Source organism: Acinetobacter sp. WU_MDCI_Abxb74 (assembly GCF_025513915.1).
GTDB lineage: Bacteria > Pseudomonadota > Gammaproteobacteria > Pseudomonadales > Moraxellaceae > Acinetobacter > Acinetobacter calcoaceticus_C.
In genome coordinates this window covers 867,512-881,173 of record NZ_JAHPRP010000001.1, presented here as the reverse complement: position 1 = coordinate 881,173, position 13,662 = coordinate 867,512, and the positions used below count along the sequence as shown (strand labels likewise).

The following is a 13,662-nucleotide window of genomic DNA, read 5'->3' as shown; positions in this document are numbered from 1 at the left end:
ACATGCTCAGTCGTCAATTAGAAGTATCATTACGTTTGGCTGTTAGCATGGCTCGTCAAAAGAGACATGAGTTTCTTACAGTTGAACATTTATTATTAGCGCTACTCGACAACGATTCGGCCGTGAATGCGTTAAAGGCATGTGGGGCTGATATAGTTTCTTTACGTAAAGAATTAGAAGAATATGTAGAACAACATACTCCTAAGCTTGGCGAAAATAGCGAGCAGGCGCCTCATCCAACAGAAAGTTTTGACCGCATTTTGCAACGTGCTATTTTCCATGTGCAATCAAGTGGCGGCGATCGTACTGTTGAAGGTGCGGATGTTTTGGTCGCAATGTATTCAGAGCGTGATTCTTTTGCTGTGTATTTGCTTAAACGTCATCAAATCAATCGATTGACACTGACTCAATACTTGTCTCATGGGACACGTAAAGATGAAGTGCAAGTTGAAGAAGAAGTTGAAGATATTGAGGGTGAAACGAGTACGGGCAATGCAGGACCATTAGAGCTTTATACGCTGAACTTAAATGTTGAAGCGCAAAAAGGCAAAACTGATCCACTTATTGGTCGTGAAAAAGAAATTGAGCGTACAGCACAAATTCTGTGCCGCCGTCGCAAAAACAATCCATTACTGGTAGGTGATCCGGGCGTTGGTAAAACCTCGATTGCTGAAGGTTTGGCATGGTTAATTGTGAATGGTAAGGCGCCTAAACCTTTGAGTCAGGCTGAAGTCTATAGTTTAGATATTGGTGCATTAGTTGCTGGGACTAAATATCGCGGTGACTTTGAAAAACGTTTAAAACAATTGCTTAATGCTTTGAAGAAAAATCCAAATGCGATTTTATTCATTGATGAAATTCATATGATTATTGGCGCGGGCTCAAGTATGGGCAGCACAATGGATGCTTCGAATCTCATCAAGCCAGCTTTGGCAAATGGTAGTTTGCGTTGTATCGGTTCAACAACGTTCCAAGAATATCGTCAGGTTTTTGAAAAAGACCATGCGTTATCACGTCGTTTCCAGAAAATTGATGTAAATGAGCCAAGTATTTCTGAAACAATTGATATTTTGCGTGGCTTAAAATCTAAATTTGAAGATTTTCACCACGTACAATATGACGATAAAGCATTAGTATCAGCTGTAGAGCTTTCTGCTAAATTCATTAATGATCGTTTCTTGCCAGATAAGGCAATTGATGTGATTGACGAAGCTGGTGCTCAGCGTCGTTTGAAGGCTGAAAGTGATGATAGCTTGATTACGGTAGAGAATATTGAAGACATCGTTTCTAAGATTGCTCGTATTCCACCAAAAACTGTTTCTAAAGATGATAAGTCAGTGCTTGAAAATCTTGAGCGTGATTTAAAACGTGTTGTGTTTGGTCAGGACGAAGCGATTACTGCATTAGGCTCAGCGATTAAGTTGTCTCGTGCTGGATTGAAATCACCAGATAAGCCAGTAGGTAGTTTTGTTTTTGCTGGCCCAACAGGTGTGGGTAAAACTGAAGTCACTAAACAACTGGCGAAGTTGTTAGGTGTTGAGCTGGTGCGTTTCGATATGTCTGAATATATGGAACGTCATGCAGTTTCACGTTTGATTGGTGCGCCTCCAGGTTATGTCGGTTATGACCAAGGCGGGCTATTAACTGATGCGATCCATAAAAACCCCCACTGTGTTTTGTTACTAGATGAAATTGAGAAAGCACATCCAGATGTGTTTAATCTCTTGTTACAAATCATGGATCATGGTGCTTTAACAGATAACAATGGGCGTAAGTCAGACTTTAGAAACGTTATTATTGTCCTGACTACGAATATTGGAGCAGAAAGTATTTCTCGTGCGAGTATTGGTTTTACTGAACAAGATCATAGTTCTGATAACCAAGAAGCGATGAAACGTGCTTTCTCACCAGAGTTCCGTAACCGTCTAGACAGTGTTATTCAATTCAAGTCATTACCAACAACTGTTATTGAGTCTGTAGTTGATAAATTCTTGACAGAGTTACAAGCTCAACTGGATGACAAGCAAGTTGTACTTGATGTCGATCAAAGTGCTCGTGATTGGTTGGCAACCAACGGTTATGACCGCTTGATGGGTGCACGTCCAATGCAACGCCTGATTCAAGAACACTTGAAGAAACCATTAGCTGAAATGATTTTGTTTGGTGAACTGGCAGATCATGGTGGTAATGTGGCTGTATCAGTGAAAAATGAAGATGGCAAAGCTGTTGGCTTAAAGCTTGAAGTTTTTGAAGATCATCATACGGCAGAACCAGCATAATCTATGTTAATTGATAGTCTTACTATAACCCGAATACTGAGTGTATTCGGGTTATTTATTATCACAGCAATTGCTGAAATTCTTGGTTGTTATTTCCCTTATCTGATTTTAAGAGAGGGTAAGTCTACTTGGCTGTGGTTACCTACAGTTTTAAGTTTGGCTGTCTTTGTATGGCTGCTGACCCTACATCCAGCCGCTTCAGGGCGAATTTATGCTGCATATGGCGGTATTTATATTTTTACTGCGTTAATGTGGCTGCGCTTTGTTGATCAGGTCGGATTAACAAGATGGGATATACTGGGTGGTCTAATCTTGCTTTGTGGAGCTGGCTTAATTATTTTGCAACCTCAAGGGCTGATTCGTTAAGACAATGAGTGAATCAAATCTTAAGCGTGAAAATAAGAAGTTTTTTCAAAAAAAAGACTTGTCAAAGCCTTCAACAATGCGTATTTTAGATTTAAGGAACATTTTTTTATATTTGAGATAAAGATGTTAAATCTATCTGTGAACACTAACGCATATTATTATTTTTGGCAATTTAGATAGTTGCCTGAGCGTATTCGGGCATGAGAAAGTTGCCCATCACAGTTAATACCTGATCGGCAACCCCGATCAGGTTTTTTTATGCTTTATCTTTTTGAATCGAGGAACTTAAAATGAACAACATGACTTATTCATACTTTAGCAACTTTTATTGGTTTTACTTTTGCTTGCCTTTACCAACGAATAGATCCAAAACGCTCAAATAAATGATCGGACTGAATAGATTGCAGTCCCAAGGAAAAACCAATGAATGCCCTAAATACTTTATTGACACAAAGCAATACAAAAGAAATACCAGTTAGTTTACCTGTCCAGTTAAAAGCAAAATATCCGCTTGCACAATATTTCGCGCGTCAAATTGCCGAACACCGTCAAACTATTCAAAATATTCTTAGCGGCAAAGATCGTCGGTTAATGGTAATTACAGGGCCTTGTTCAATTCATGATCCAGTTGCAGTACTTGAATACGCTGAAAGATTGCAAAAGTTACAAGAAAAAGTAAAAGATCAGATTTTTATCGTGATGCGTGCATACATTGAAAAACCACGTACAACTGTGGGTTGGAAGGGTTTTATGTATGATCCAAATTTAGATGGCTCATCAAATTTACAACTTGGTTTAGAGAAGTCTCGCGAACTTTACCTCCAAATTATTGAAAAGGGTTTACCAATTGCGAGTGAAATTTTAAGTCCAATGGCAACTGGTTATTTTGATGATTTATTGGCTTGGGGTGCAATTGGTGCTCGTACAAGTGAGTCTCAGATTCATCGTGAAATATCAAGCCACATGCCCTACAGTATTGGTTTCAAAAATGGTACTGATGGCTCAATTCAGATTGCTTTAGATGCAATTCAGTCAGCACAAAATGAACATCAATTTCTAGGAATGAATCAGCAAGGTTTACCTTCAGTGATTCAGAGTGCTGGTAATCCATTACCACACTTAATTTTGCGTGGAGCGAACCATGGACCAAACTTTGATTTAGCTTCAATTCAGGCAATACGAGAAAAACACAAACAAAATCTTCCTGCATTGGTCATTGATTGTAGTCATGGCAATAGCAGTAAAGATCCGTTACGTCAGCCAGAAGTTTTACAGCAAATCGTTGCTGAACGTTTAAAAACACAAGTAAAGGGTGTCATGATTGAAAGTCATTTGGTTGATGGCAGCCAAAAGATTTCTTGTGATATGACTTATGGACAGTCAGTAACTGATGGTTGTTTAGGATGGGAAAAAACAGAGCGACTTTTATTAAATGTTTCTGAGCAATTGAAAGTGAAAGAGTTAGCTCATTCTGCTTAATCATTTATAAGTTTAAAAAGGGATCTGTGAGTAGATCCCTTTATTTTTTAAGAAGCATGATTTAATTCTGATAAGAATGTGGTGATTTCATGCCCAAATTTTTTCGGTTCGGTCAGTAAAGGTGTATGGCCTGAGCGTTCAAAATATATTGTTTTTGCATGCTCGATACTATGTGCAATAAGTGTCTGCCCAGTTTCAGGGTAAAGTGTCGAATTGCGACCTATAAAGAAAGTCGTAGGGCACTGTAATTGTTGAAGAGCTTCACGATAATCTTCATTGTGATAAAGATAATTTTCGACATACCAAAATAAATAATCTAAACGCTGAATGGGTAATAAATATTTTTGTAGAAAAGGCTGTTTGAGAGCTGTTTTAAAAACCAAAGGACTAAATGGATTGTTACTTTGCAACTCAATAAAATCTACCCACAGACGAACCAATTCTTGTCGATCTGGAAGAAATAATTCATAAAGATATTTAGCAGTTTTGTGTTTAGATAATAACTGATAGATATCATTTAATAACTGTTTGAACTGAGTATGAAGAGGACCGAATAGACCATATTCCCATGTTGAATCCACAGATATTTTTGGTGTTTGATCAATATGTAAATAAGCCTTTAACTGCTGTGCCAGATGAGCATGTTTCATACCATGCATGGCCGTCGTGGCGCCCATTGAATAACTCATTAAGATAAAGTTATCGAGTTTTAATTGTTCTATTAAATGAGCGACATCTTGCCAATGGCTAGAAATTGCATCTTGCTCAGGAATTGCGCAGTTTTTTGAACCACCAAAACCACGCCAATCTGGAATAATAAACTCATATTCTTTACGGTTTGCATAGATAAAGGGTAGCCATTGCCAGCTTTGCATGCCAAGACCAGATAAAACCAAAACTGGCTCACCACGACCAATTCGGCGTACAAATAAATTTTCCTGATCGGGCATGGTGTAATATGGCATGGCTATTCTCCAGATACGCTATCTTGGGCAAAGCGTTTTAATTGAGGGATGACTTGTTCCAACCATTTGATCCATTCACTTTCCATAGTAATCCCAAGTTCTAAGATCATTTTGTGAATGTATAACACACGGTCATTTAAATCATTGCTATCTTTAAAATCTTTGTCATAAATACTTTGATAAAGTTTCAGTTTCTCTTGATGTAAACTAAGATGCCTTAACAGTTCAGGTAATATCTGATTATTGCTCAATTGGGCTTCAGCACGCAATCTAACCATTAAATCATCACGAAGCTGTGCTGGTTCACTTTGTTGAGTCATCCATGAAGCTAGCTCGATACGCCCCAGTTGTTCAACTTGATAAGTCTTTTTTCGACTATTTTCCATTTCATTTTCTAACGTTGAAACCCAACCTTTTTTGAGCATGTGGTTGAGTTCACGATAAATTTGCTGATGAGTGGCATTCCAGAAAAAACCGATTGAACGGTCAAAGCGGCGGGCAAGTTCGAACCCTGTGCTTGGTCGTTCAAGCAAGCTGGTCAATAAAACATGGGGAAGTGACATAGCAATCCGGTTTGTAAGCAAAAGTAAAGTGTGACTTATGAGATTATGCAACATGTTGCATAAAAGTCAAAATTTGATTATAAATTGATGCAACAAGTTGCATTAGCAAGCTAGTTGCTAGCCAAAGGAGAAAATATGTCAGCTTATCCACATTTATTAAAGCCACTTGATTTAGGCTTTACTACTTTAAAAAACCGTGTGCTTATGGGGTCTATGCATATTGGATTAGAAGAAGCGCCGCAGGGATATGAACGCATGGCTGCGTTTTATGCTGAGCGTGCAAAAGGCGATGTGGGGTTGATTGTAACTGGCGGTGTTTCTCCAAATGATGATGGTGTTGTATTTAGCCATGGTACCAAGCTCGATACAGTTGAAGAAGCTGAAAAACATAAAGTGATTACCCAAGCTGTCCATGACGCTGGGGGTAAAATTGCTATGCAGATTTTACATACTGGGCGTTATTCTTATCAGGAAAATAACGTTGCACCTTCAGCAATTCAAGCACCGATTAACCCTATTAAGCCGAAAGCTTTAAGTTCTGCCGAAGTACAACAGACCATCGATGACTTTGCAAACTGCGCCAAACTTGCTCAGTATGCGGGTTATGACGGTGTGGAAATCATGGGTTCTGAAGGTTACTTAATCAATGAGTTTATTGCTGCCCGTACAAACCATCGCGATGATGAATGGGGTGGTAGTTACGAGAACCGTATTCGTTTTCCTATTGAAATTGTAAAACGCACACGTGCTTTAGTCGGTGAAAACTTTATTATTATTTATCGTCTATCGATGCTTGATTTAGTTGAAGGTGGTTCAAGTTTTGATGAAGTGATTCAACTGGCAAAAGAAATTGAAAAAGCAGGCGCAACGATTATTAATACAGGAATTGGCTGGCATGAAGCTCGTATTCCAACCATTGCAACGAAAGTTCCTCGAGCTGCGTTTACGTGGGTTACTGAAAAACTCAAAGGTCAAGTCTCTATTCCTTTGATTACGTCCAACCGAATTAATACCCCAGAAATGGCTGAACATGTATTGGCATCTGGTCATGCTGATATGGTTTCTATGGCACGTCCAATGCTGGCTGATGCTGAGTTTGTCTTAAAGGCAAGTGAAGGCCGTAGTGATGAAATTAATACCTGTATTGGATGTAATCAAGCGTGTTTAGATCATATTTTCTCAATGAAAATCGCAACTTGTTTAGTGAATCCGCGCGCATGTTATGAAACTGAACTTATTTTTAAAGATGCACAAGTTCAAAAGAATATTGCTGTTATTGGTGCAGGACCTGCGGGTTTAAGTTTTGCTGTATATGCAGCAGATCGTGGACATCAAGTTAAAATTTTTGAGGCAAGTCATCAAATTGGTGGGCAATTTAATATTGCAAAGACTGTTCCTGGAAAAGAAGAGTTCTATGAAACCTTGCGCTACTTTGGTCGCCAAATTGAGTTGCGACCAAATATTGAGTTAGTTTTGAACCATAAAGCAACTTATGAAGAGTTGAGCCAAGCAAATTTTGATGAAATTGTGGTTGCAACTGGTGTAACGCCTCGTCAATTACAATTTGAAGGTATTGATCATCCTAAAGTACTCAGCTACTTACAAGTTTTAAAAGAACGTGTACCAGTGGGCCAGCGTGTAGCCATTATTGGGGCAGGTGGTATTGGTTTTGATACGGCTGAATATCTCACTCACGAAGGTGAAAGTGGCAGTTTAAACCCAGAAAAGTTCTACGAAGAATGGGGAATTGACACTCAATATGAGCATGTAGGTGGTTTAAAGCAGCCAAAAGTTGAGACTTCTGAACGAGAGATCTATTTATTACAACGTAAGACAGCTGTTGTAGGTGCCGGTTTAGGTAAAACTACAGGATGGATTCATCGTGCAGGCCTGAAAAATCGCCAAGTTAAAATGCTTGCTGGGGTTCAATACGACAAAGTAGATGATCAAGGACTTCATATAACAGTAGATGGGCAACCCAGCGTACTTGAGGTTGATCATGTTGTGATTTGTGCTGGTCAAGAATCATTTACTGCAATGTATGATCAACTAAAAAATGATGGAAAAAATGTTCATTTAATTGGTGGCGCTAAAGAAGCTGGTGAATTAGATGCAAAACGCGCAATTCGCCAAGGTGCCGAGTTAGCCGCGACACTATAAATCTATAGGGGCATTTCTTTGAAAAGGAAATGCCCCTAATTTTATTAATGAAATTATGGGAAAAATAACAATGACAATTGAAGCAACAAAACAGTCTTTAGAAAAATGGCATCAAATGATTCAGGCGGGTGATTTATCAAATCTAAATGATTTATTAGCCGATGACGTGATTTTTCGTTCTCCTGTTGCCCATAAACCGTATGAAGGAAAGCAGGTCGTTTTTTTCATTCTTACGAATGTTATTCAGGTGTTCGAAAACTTTACATATCATCGTGAGTTTTATACAGAAGATGGCGACAATGTAGTGCTTGAGTTCAGTGCGAATGTAAGTGGCAAGTCATTAAAAGGAATTGACATGATTCAGTTTAATGAACAAGGAAAAATTATTGATTTTGAAGTAATGGTACGCCCAATGAGTGGGTTAGCTGCACTGGCTGAACAAATGGGTGCAAGAATTGCTAAGTTTCAACCTTAATAATTTTATTGAATAGCCTAAGTAATACAGAGATCATTAAAATGTGGTTAAAACTTTCAACTTTAGCATTGTTACCTGTATTATTTATTCAGGGAATAAAGGTTCGTAAGAATACACCACGTTTGCTAGAAGCCAGTGGTAATAGAGAAGGTGTGGTTGGCAAGGGAAGAGCTTTGTCATTACTTATTTTAGGTGATTCAGCAGCAGGTGTTGGTGTTGAAACCCAAAAAGATGCTTTATCTGGCGCGATTATTTCTGAGTTACAAGACCAATATTTGATAAGTTGGAAGCTTCATGCAAAAACAGGCGATACCACCAAGCAGGTTTTTCAAGCTTTACAGCATTTAGAACAGCAAAATTATGATGTTGTCGTTACATCTATTGGCGTTAATGATGTGACAAAATTAACGTCAGCAAATTTATGGATAAAACAACAAAAGCAATTATTTCAACATATACAGGCACGTTTTCAGCCTAAACTCATTATTGTTTCTGGCGTTCCGCCAATGCAACATTTTCCAGCTTTACCAAATCCATTGGCTTGGTTGTTTGGAAAATATGCAGAGCAAATGAATCAGGCATTATATAAATGGTTAGAATCACAAAACCAATTTAGATTTATTCAATATGATATTGAAAGTTTTCAAGCGATGAATTTACCTATGGCAAGTGATGGCTTTCATCCGAGCAAAGAAATTTATGCAATTTGGGGACAGCAGGTTGCAGCATTAGTGCGGCAATCATTTAACTCATAATCAGAGGTCGTGATTGGATATGAGCATATCTACTTTAAGTAAAATTAAAGCTTTCGGTTCAGAATTATTTGATTCAGTGTTAGGTGCTGAACAGCCAAAAGTCTATTATGACCCAAAAGGGAAAATTAAAGATGTTTTGGATAAATTGCCCCAACTTAAGCAAAAATATCGTCCTACGCCATGGTTAGCTAACAATCATGTTCATCTTTTATATTTCGATATTATTAGAAAAAAGACCATCAAGCTTGAATATGACCGTATTGACCAGCTCAGCATGAAAGATGGTGGGGTAACTGCGATTGCATGGTATGGCTATAATCTTCCAAAAACTACTCCTACAGTTGTCATCATGCACACGATTACAGGAACACCTGAAAGTATGCGTGAACTGGTGAAAGATCTACATCAATATACGGGATGGAGAATAGCACTATGCTTACGCCGTGGGCATGCTGGTCTACCTATGCCTGTACCACAGATTTCTCTTTTCGGATCAACAAGTGACCTTAAAGAGCAGCTTACGCATATTCAAAATTTGTTTCCAGAATCCGATTTGTATGCTGTTGGTTCCTCTGCCGGAACAGGATTATTAGTTCGTTATTTGGGAGAGCAAGGCACTGACACACCATTTAAAGCTGCTTTTGCAATGTGTCCAGGCTACAACACTGAGATTGGTTTTAAAAATGTTCATCCGTTCTATAGCAAAATGATGACCAAAAAGTTATTCAAATATTTTATTCATCCTTATCAAAGTACTTGGAGCAAGGTTTCTTCTTTAGAAAAAGTTCTAGCGACGACTAGTCTGGAAGAGTTTGAAAAAGAATACTTTGAAATGGCTGGTTTTCGGGACTATCAAAGTTATTGTCAGGCAATTAATCCAATTTATGTATTTGAAAATGTCAAAATTCTATTAATGATTCTTAATGCTGAAGATGATCCAGTATGTTCTATTAAAAATTTAGAGCCTTACAAGGAAACTATTCAGCAAATGAGTAATATTGCAGTGGTAACCACTAAAAAGGGAAGTCACTGTGGTTTTTACGAAGGGTGGAAAAGCACATCATGGGCAGCCAAATTAATATCGAATTATTTTATGGTTGACCATAAACGATGACTATATTGCTGTAATTGGTTAAAGAAAGCCCATTCAGTAGATGGGCTTTATGTTTTTATTAGATCAGGATAAAAGTAATTTTGAGTTTTTTAGTCCAATTTTGATTTTAGTGCTGGCAACGAGATCTTTTTCGTCAGTTTGGTTGGGGTGAAAATCAAAGCGATAATAGTCAAAGAATTTCGGAGTTAAAACTTTATATTGTGTTGTCATAAAACCAAGAAACTTACGCCAAGATTTAAAATTAAGAAGTTGGCGATCCCGTTTCATAAGAACGAATTGATAAATTGTTGAGAAGCCTGTAATTAAAAATAGACTTAAAGTAAAGACTGTAATGCGAGGGAGATACGCACTCAGCCCATTTCCATACAAGTGTTGATAAAGATCAAAAGCCACAGCTTTATGTTCAGTTTCTTCAATACTGTGCCACAACCATAAATTACGAATAGTTGAGTCTGTCATCAGTTCATTAACAGACTGCATCATGCTAACCACAAGTACCGCTGTATAGTGCTCTAAGCCAACTGTTACGAGCAAATTCCATTTTTTGCTAAAAACTTTTTCAATCGTTTTCAAAACGATGCCAGTTACTTTTTCTAAAGATTCTGGATCTAAACCATGTTGCTGTGCACTCACGTGAAAAGCATGATGTTCTTTAGAGTGCATGGCTTCTTGACCAATAAAAGCACTGATTTCCCGATCTAGAAGTTCATTCGACTTTGCTTTGGCACGTAATGCTCGAACTGAACGAACAAAATATGATTCGCCTTCAGGGAACAATGTAGATAAACCCGTAAAGTAATGTGTAAAAGTGGGTTCGTTATTACACCAATAACGAGGCACATTTTCAAAATTATAGTCCATACGACGGACTGGAAATGAGGCGGGCACGCGATTCGATACAGTATTCATTTTAAGCTCCAATCTTCTTTTAATTTTAGTTCCAAAAAGGAACTTGATTAAAAATTACATCTCAGACTATGGAACGTCAATGCTTATTCAGATGAAAGAAGTAGATTGTCCTAAATTGATATCTAGGAAAACTTTAAAGATAAATTGGAATAAGAAAAGTAAAACTGATTATTACGTTAATAATTTTAATCATATTTAAAAAGCCCAAATCAACTGTTCAATTTGGGCATATTTATACGGGAACTTAGTTTTTAAGCGCAGGTGTAGCAGCAGCAATTGCAGCGGCAACAGCATCATCTTCAGTTTGAGATGGTTCAGTTGGCTTAGCAGGTTTTGACTGCACTTTCTCAGGCTTAGGCTCTGCTTTTGGCTCAGGTTTAGGTTCTGGCTTTGGCTCAGGTTTAGGTTGTTCAGAAACAGTTGTTTGTGAATTTTGCTCAGATTGGGCAGGGCGAGTTTCACGGCGAATTTCAGTTGTAGTGTTCGCTGTTTCTTCGTGATGAACTTCAACTTGCGTTGGTTCCTGCGTTTGAGCTTCTTCAGTTTTAACACTTTCTAAAGACTCAAACTTTGCAGGTTCAGCAGGCTTCGGTTCTGAAACAGCAGTTTCAACCTTTTCTTGCTCTTCTTCTGGTGTTTCTTTTTTGACGCATGCGGTTAACAATAGTCCAGCCGCAATTGCAGCACAGATTAAAAGTTTTTTATTTGCCATTGTCCTAAACAACATTTAATTGAGGAGCTCGTATTATAACAGCAAAAGAGAATGAAAAAATCATGTGAGATTGACCTAATTTTTTATTAAAAATGCTGATAGAATAGCCAGTTGTTTAATGATCTTTGAATTGGTGCGGTTTGACTTTGCTTTATAGGGGCAGAGTACAGTAAAATTGCCCAACATTGTAGGCCGATTTCGGCTTGATTGTACGAGAAACTTAATGACCCATTTTATTTTTGTTACTGGTGGTGTGGTTTCATCGCTAGGTAAAGGTATTTCTGCTGCTTCAGTTGCTGCACTTTTGGAAGCCCGTGGCTTAAAAGTCACAATGGTTAAAATGGATCCTTACATTAATGTCGATCCGGGGACGATGAGCCCTTTCCAACATGGTGAAGTTTTTGTCACAGAGGATGGTGCCGAAACTGATCTAGACTTGGGTTATTACGAACGTTTCTTACGTCGTGCGAAAATGACCAAACTGAATAACTTTACTAGTGGCCGTGTATATCAAGATGTTTTAAATAAAGAACGTCGTGGTGACTACTTAGGTGGTACGGTTCAAGTTATTCCACATATTACTGACAACATTAAAGAACGTGTACTTCGCGCAGGTGAAGGTTACGATGTTGCAATCGTTGAGATTGGCGGTACGGTCGGTGATATCGAATCACTTCCATTTATGGAATCAGTTCGTCAGTTAATGGTTGAGCTTGGTCATAAACGTACCATGCTGATGCATTTAACTTTGTTGCCATATATCAAATCTGCAGCTGAGTTAAAAACCAAGCCAACTCAACATTCAGTGAAAGAGCTCCTTTCAATTGGTATTCAGCCAGATATCTTAATCTGTCGTACTGAATATGATGTAGATGTTGATACTAAACGTAAAATTGCATTGTTCACTAACGTGGAAGCGCGTGCCGTTGTGGTATGTAAAGATGCGAAAACAATTTATCAAATTCCACGTACATTCTATGAACAAAACGTTGATGACTTGATCTGTGAACGTTTTGGGTTTAATGATCTTCCAGAAGCTGACTTAACCGATTGGGATAATGTGGTTGAAGCATTACTGAATCCTGAATACACGGTACGTGTTGCGATGGTTGGTAAATATGTTGAACTTCCAGATGCTTATAAATCTGTGAATGAAGCACTTTTACATGCGGGTATCCAAAACCTTGTGAAAGTACAGATTGATTATGTCAATGCTGAAGAACTTGAAAGCCAAGACGTTTCTATTTTGCAAACAGCCGACGCAATTTTAGTTCCAGGTGGCTTTGGTGAACGTGGTACTGAAGGCAAAATGAAAGCTATTCAGTATGCACGTGAAAACAAAATTCCATTCTTGGGCATTTGTTTAGGTATGCAATTGGCTGTAATCGAATATGCACGTCATGTTGCCGCAATGCCAGAAGCATCTTCTACCGAATTTAACCGTTCTACAAAGTATCCATTGATTGGTTTAATTACCGAATGGTTAGATGAGCGTGGCGAGTTACAACAACGTAGCGTAGAGTCTGACTTAGGTGGAACTATGCGTTTAGGTGCACAAAAATCTGAATTGGTTGAAGGCACAAAAACACGTGAAGTCTATGGTAAAGCAGAAATCACTGAACGTCATCGTCACCGTTATGAAATGAATAACCGTTTCATTGAGTCGATTGAACAAGCTGGTATGAAGATTTCTGGTTACTCTTCGGCACAACATTTGGTTGAAACTGTAGAAATTCCTGAACATCCTTGGTTTATTGCTGTACAATTCCACCCGGAATTTACAAGTTCACCACGTGATGGACATCCATTATTTGCTAGTTTTATTGGCGCTGCGAAAAACCAGCATCAAAAAAGTAAATAATGCGATTTTAAATAAACTGGGAAA

The 13,662-nt window shown here is 38.3% G+C and carries 12 protein-coding genes; 8 read left to right on the top strand and 4 right to left on the bottom strand.

Going from position 1 to position 13,662, the window contains the following annotated elements; all coding sequences use genetic code 11:
- Positions 1 to 2 precede the first annotated feature (2 nt).
- The 3 genes from clpA to KTH84_RS04220 all read left to right on the top strand — a co-directional run bounded on the left by clpA (position 3) and on the right by KTH84_RS04220 (position 4,124).
- Positions 3 to 2,279: an ATP-dependent Clp protease ATP-binding subunit ClpA gene (clpA, locus tag KTH84_RS04230; protein ID WP_042896081.1), complete on the top strand. Its 2,277-nt coding sequence runs from the start codon at positions 3 to 5 to the stop codon at positions 2,277 to 2,279.
- 3 nt (positions 2,280 to 2,282) lie between these two features.
- Entirely contained in the window at positions 2,283 to 2,645 is a 363-nt protein-coding gene (locus KTH84_RS04225; RefSeq protein ID WP_133973322.1) for a YnfA family protein, read from the top strand.
- A 423-nt stretch (positions 2,646 to 3,068) separates the two neighbouring features.
- Positions 3,069 to 4,124, top strand: a complete 1,056-nt coding sequence (locus KTH84_RS04220; protein ID WP_262472131.1) for a 3-deoxy-7-phosphoheptulonate synthase — start codon at positions 3,069 to 3,071, stop codon at positions 4,122 to 4,124.
- Positions 4,125 to 4,171: 47 nt separating this feature from the next.
- On the opposite strand, the gene KTH84_RS04215 is transcribed toward KTH84_RS04220, so the two are convergent.
- Both KTH84_RS04215 and KTH84_RS04210 read right to left on the bottom strand, forming a co-directional pair.
- Complete coding sequence (locus KTH84_RS04215) at positions 4,172 to 5,089, bottom strand: alpha/beta fold hydrolase (protein WP_133973326.1); 918 nt, start codon at positions 5,087 to 5,089, stop codon at positions 4,172 to 4,174.
- 2 nt (positions 5,090 to 5,091) lie between these two features.
- Positions 5,092 to 5,652, bottom strand: coding sequence for a PadR family transcriptional regulator (locus KTH84_RS04210; RefSeq protein WP_262472130.1), 561 nt, complete (start codon positions 5,650 to 5,652; stop codon positions 5,092 to 5,094).
- Between the two features lie 135 nt (positions 5,653 to 5,787).
- On the opposite strand from KTH84_RS04210, the gene KTH84_RS04205 reads away from it, so the two are divergent.
- From KTH84_RS04205 to KTH84_RS04190, 4 genes are all read left to right on the top strand, one after another.
- Positions 5,788 to 7,812, top strand: coding sequence for an NADPH-dependent 2,4-dienoyl-CoA reductase (locus KTH84_RS04205; RefSeq protein ID WP_262472128.1), 2,025 nt, complete (start codon positions 5,788 to 5,790; stop codon positions 7,810 to 7,812).
- A 70-nt stretch (positions 7,813 to 7,882) separates the two neighbouring features.
- Positions 7,883 to 8,287 carry a nuclear transport factor 2 family protein gene (locus tag KTH84_RS04200; protein ID WP_262472126.1) on the top strand — a complete coding sequence of 135 codons (405 nt, stop codon included), beginning with the start codon at positions 7,883 to 7,885 and terminating at the stop codon, positions 8,285 to 8,287.
- A 41-nt stretch (positions 8,288 to 8,328) separates the two neighbouring features.
- Positions 8,329 to 9,042: an SGNH/GDSL hydrolase family protein gene (locus tag KTH84_RS04195; protein WP_262472125.1), complete on the top strand. Its 714-nt coding sequence runs from the start codon at positions 8,329 to 8,331 to the stop codon at positions 9,040 to 9,042.
- A 19-nt stretch (positions 9,043 to 9,061) separates the two neighbouring features.
- Positions 9,062 to 10,156 (top strand): YheT family hydrolase, encoded by a 1,095-nt coding sequence (locus KTH84_RS04190; RefSeq protein ID WP_262472123.1) that lies wholly within the window; start codon positions 9,062 to 9,064, stop codon positions 10,154 to 10,156.
- Positions 10,157 to 10,219: 63 nt separating this feature from the next.
- On the opposite strand, the gene KTH84_RS04185 is transcribed toward KTH84_RS04190, so the two are convergent.
- Together KTH84_RS04185 and KTH84_RS04180 are read right to left on the bottom strand one after the other, a co-directional pair.
- Positions 10,220 to 11,065, bottom strand: coding sequence for a metal-dependent hydrolase (locus KTH84_RS04185; RefSeq protein ID WP_197731010.1), 846 nt, complete (start codon positions 11,063 to 11,065; stop codon positions 10,220 to 10,222).
- Positions 11,066 to 11,309: 244 nt separating this feature from the next.
- On the bottom strand, positions 11,310 to 11,777 hold the full coding sequence (locus KTH84_RS04180; RefSeq protein WP_262472122.1) for an internalin: 468 nt from the start codon (positions 11,775 to 11,777) through the stop codon (positions 11,310 to 11,312).
- A 223-nt stretch (positions 11,778 to 12,000) separates the two neighbouring features.
- Here KTH84_RS04180 and KTH84_RS04175 point away from each other — a divergent pair, with 223 nt between their 5' ends.
- Entirely contained in the window at positions 12,001 to 13,638 is a 1,638-nt protein-coding gene (locus KTH84_RS04175; protein ID WP_042896100.1) for a CTP synthase, read from the top strand.
- Positions 13,639 to 13,662: the final 24 nt, after the last annotated feature.

Bases quoted from the DNA above. Each gene is read 5' to 3' on its own strand.
- clpA (WP_042896081.1), top strand. From the start codon at position 3: ATGCTCAGTCGTCAATTAGAAGTATCATTACGTTTGGCTGTTAGCATG.
- KTH84_RS04225 (WP_133973322.1), top strand. From the start codon at position 2,283: ATGTTAATTGATAGTCTTACTATAACCCGAATACTGAGTGTATTCGGG.
- KTH84_RS04220 (WP_262472131.1), top strand. From the start codon at position 3,069: ATGAATGCCCTAAATACTTTATTGACACAAAGCAATACAAAAGAAATA.
- KTH84_RS04215 (WP_133973326.1), bottom strand. From the start codon at position 5,089: ATGCCATATTACACCATGCCCGATCAGGAAAATTTATTTGTACGCCGA.
- KTH84_RS04210 (WP_262472130.1), bottom strand. From the start codon at position 5,652: ATGTCACTTCCCCATGTTTTATTGACCAGCTTGCTTGAACGACCAAGC.
- KTH84_RS04205 (WP_262472128.1), top strand. From the start codon at position 5,788: ATGTCAGCTTATCCACATTTATTAAAGCCACTTGATTTAGGCTTTACT.
- KTH84_RS04200 (WP_262472126.1), top strand. From the start codon at position 7,883: ATGACAATTGAAGCAACAAAACAGTCTTTAGAAAAATGGCATCAAATG.
- KTH84_RS04195 (WP_262472125.1), top strand. From the start codon at position 8,329: ATGTGGTTAAAACTTTCAACTTTAGCATTGTTACCTGTATTATTTATT.
- KTH84_RS04190 (WP_262472123.1), top strand. From the start codon at position 9,062: ATGAGCATATCTACTTTAAGTAAAATTAAAGCTTTCGGTTCAGAATTA.
- KTH84_RS04185 (WP_197731010.1), bottom strand. From the start codon at position 11,065: ATGAATACTGTATCGAATCGCGTGCCCGCCTCATTTCCAGTCCGTCGT.
- KTH84_RS04180 (WP_262472122.1), bottom strand. From the start codon at position 11,777: ATGGCAAATAAAAAACTTTTAATCTGTGCTGCAATTGCGGCTGGACTA.
- KTH84_RS04175 (WP_042896100.1), top strand. From the start codon at position 12,001: ATGACCCATTTTATTTTTGTTACTGGTGGTGTGGTTTCATCGCTAGGT.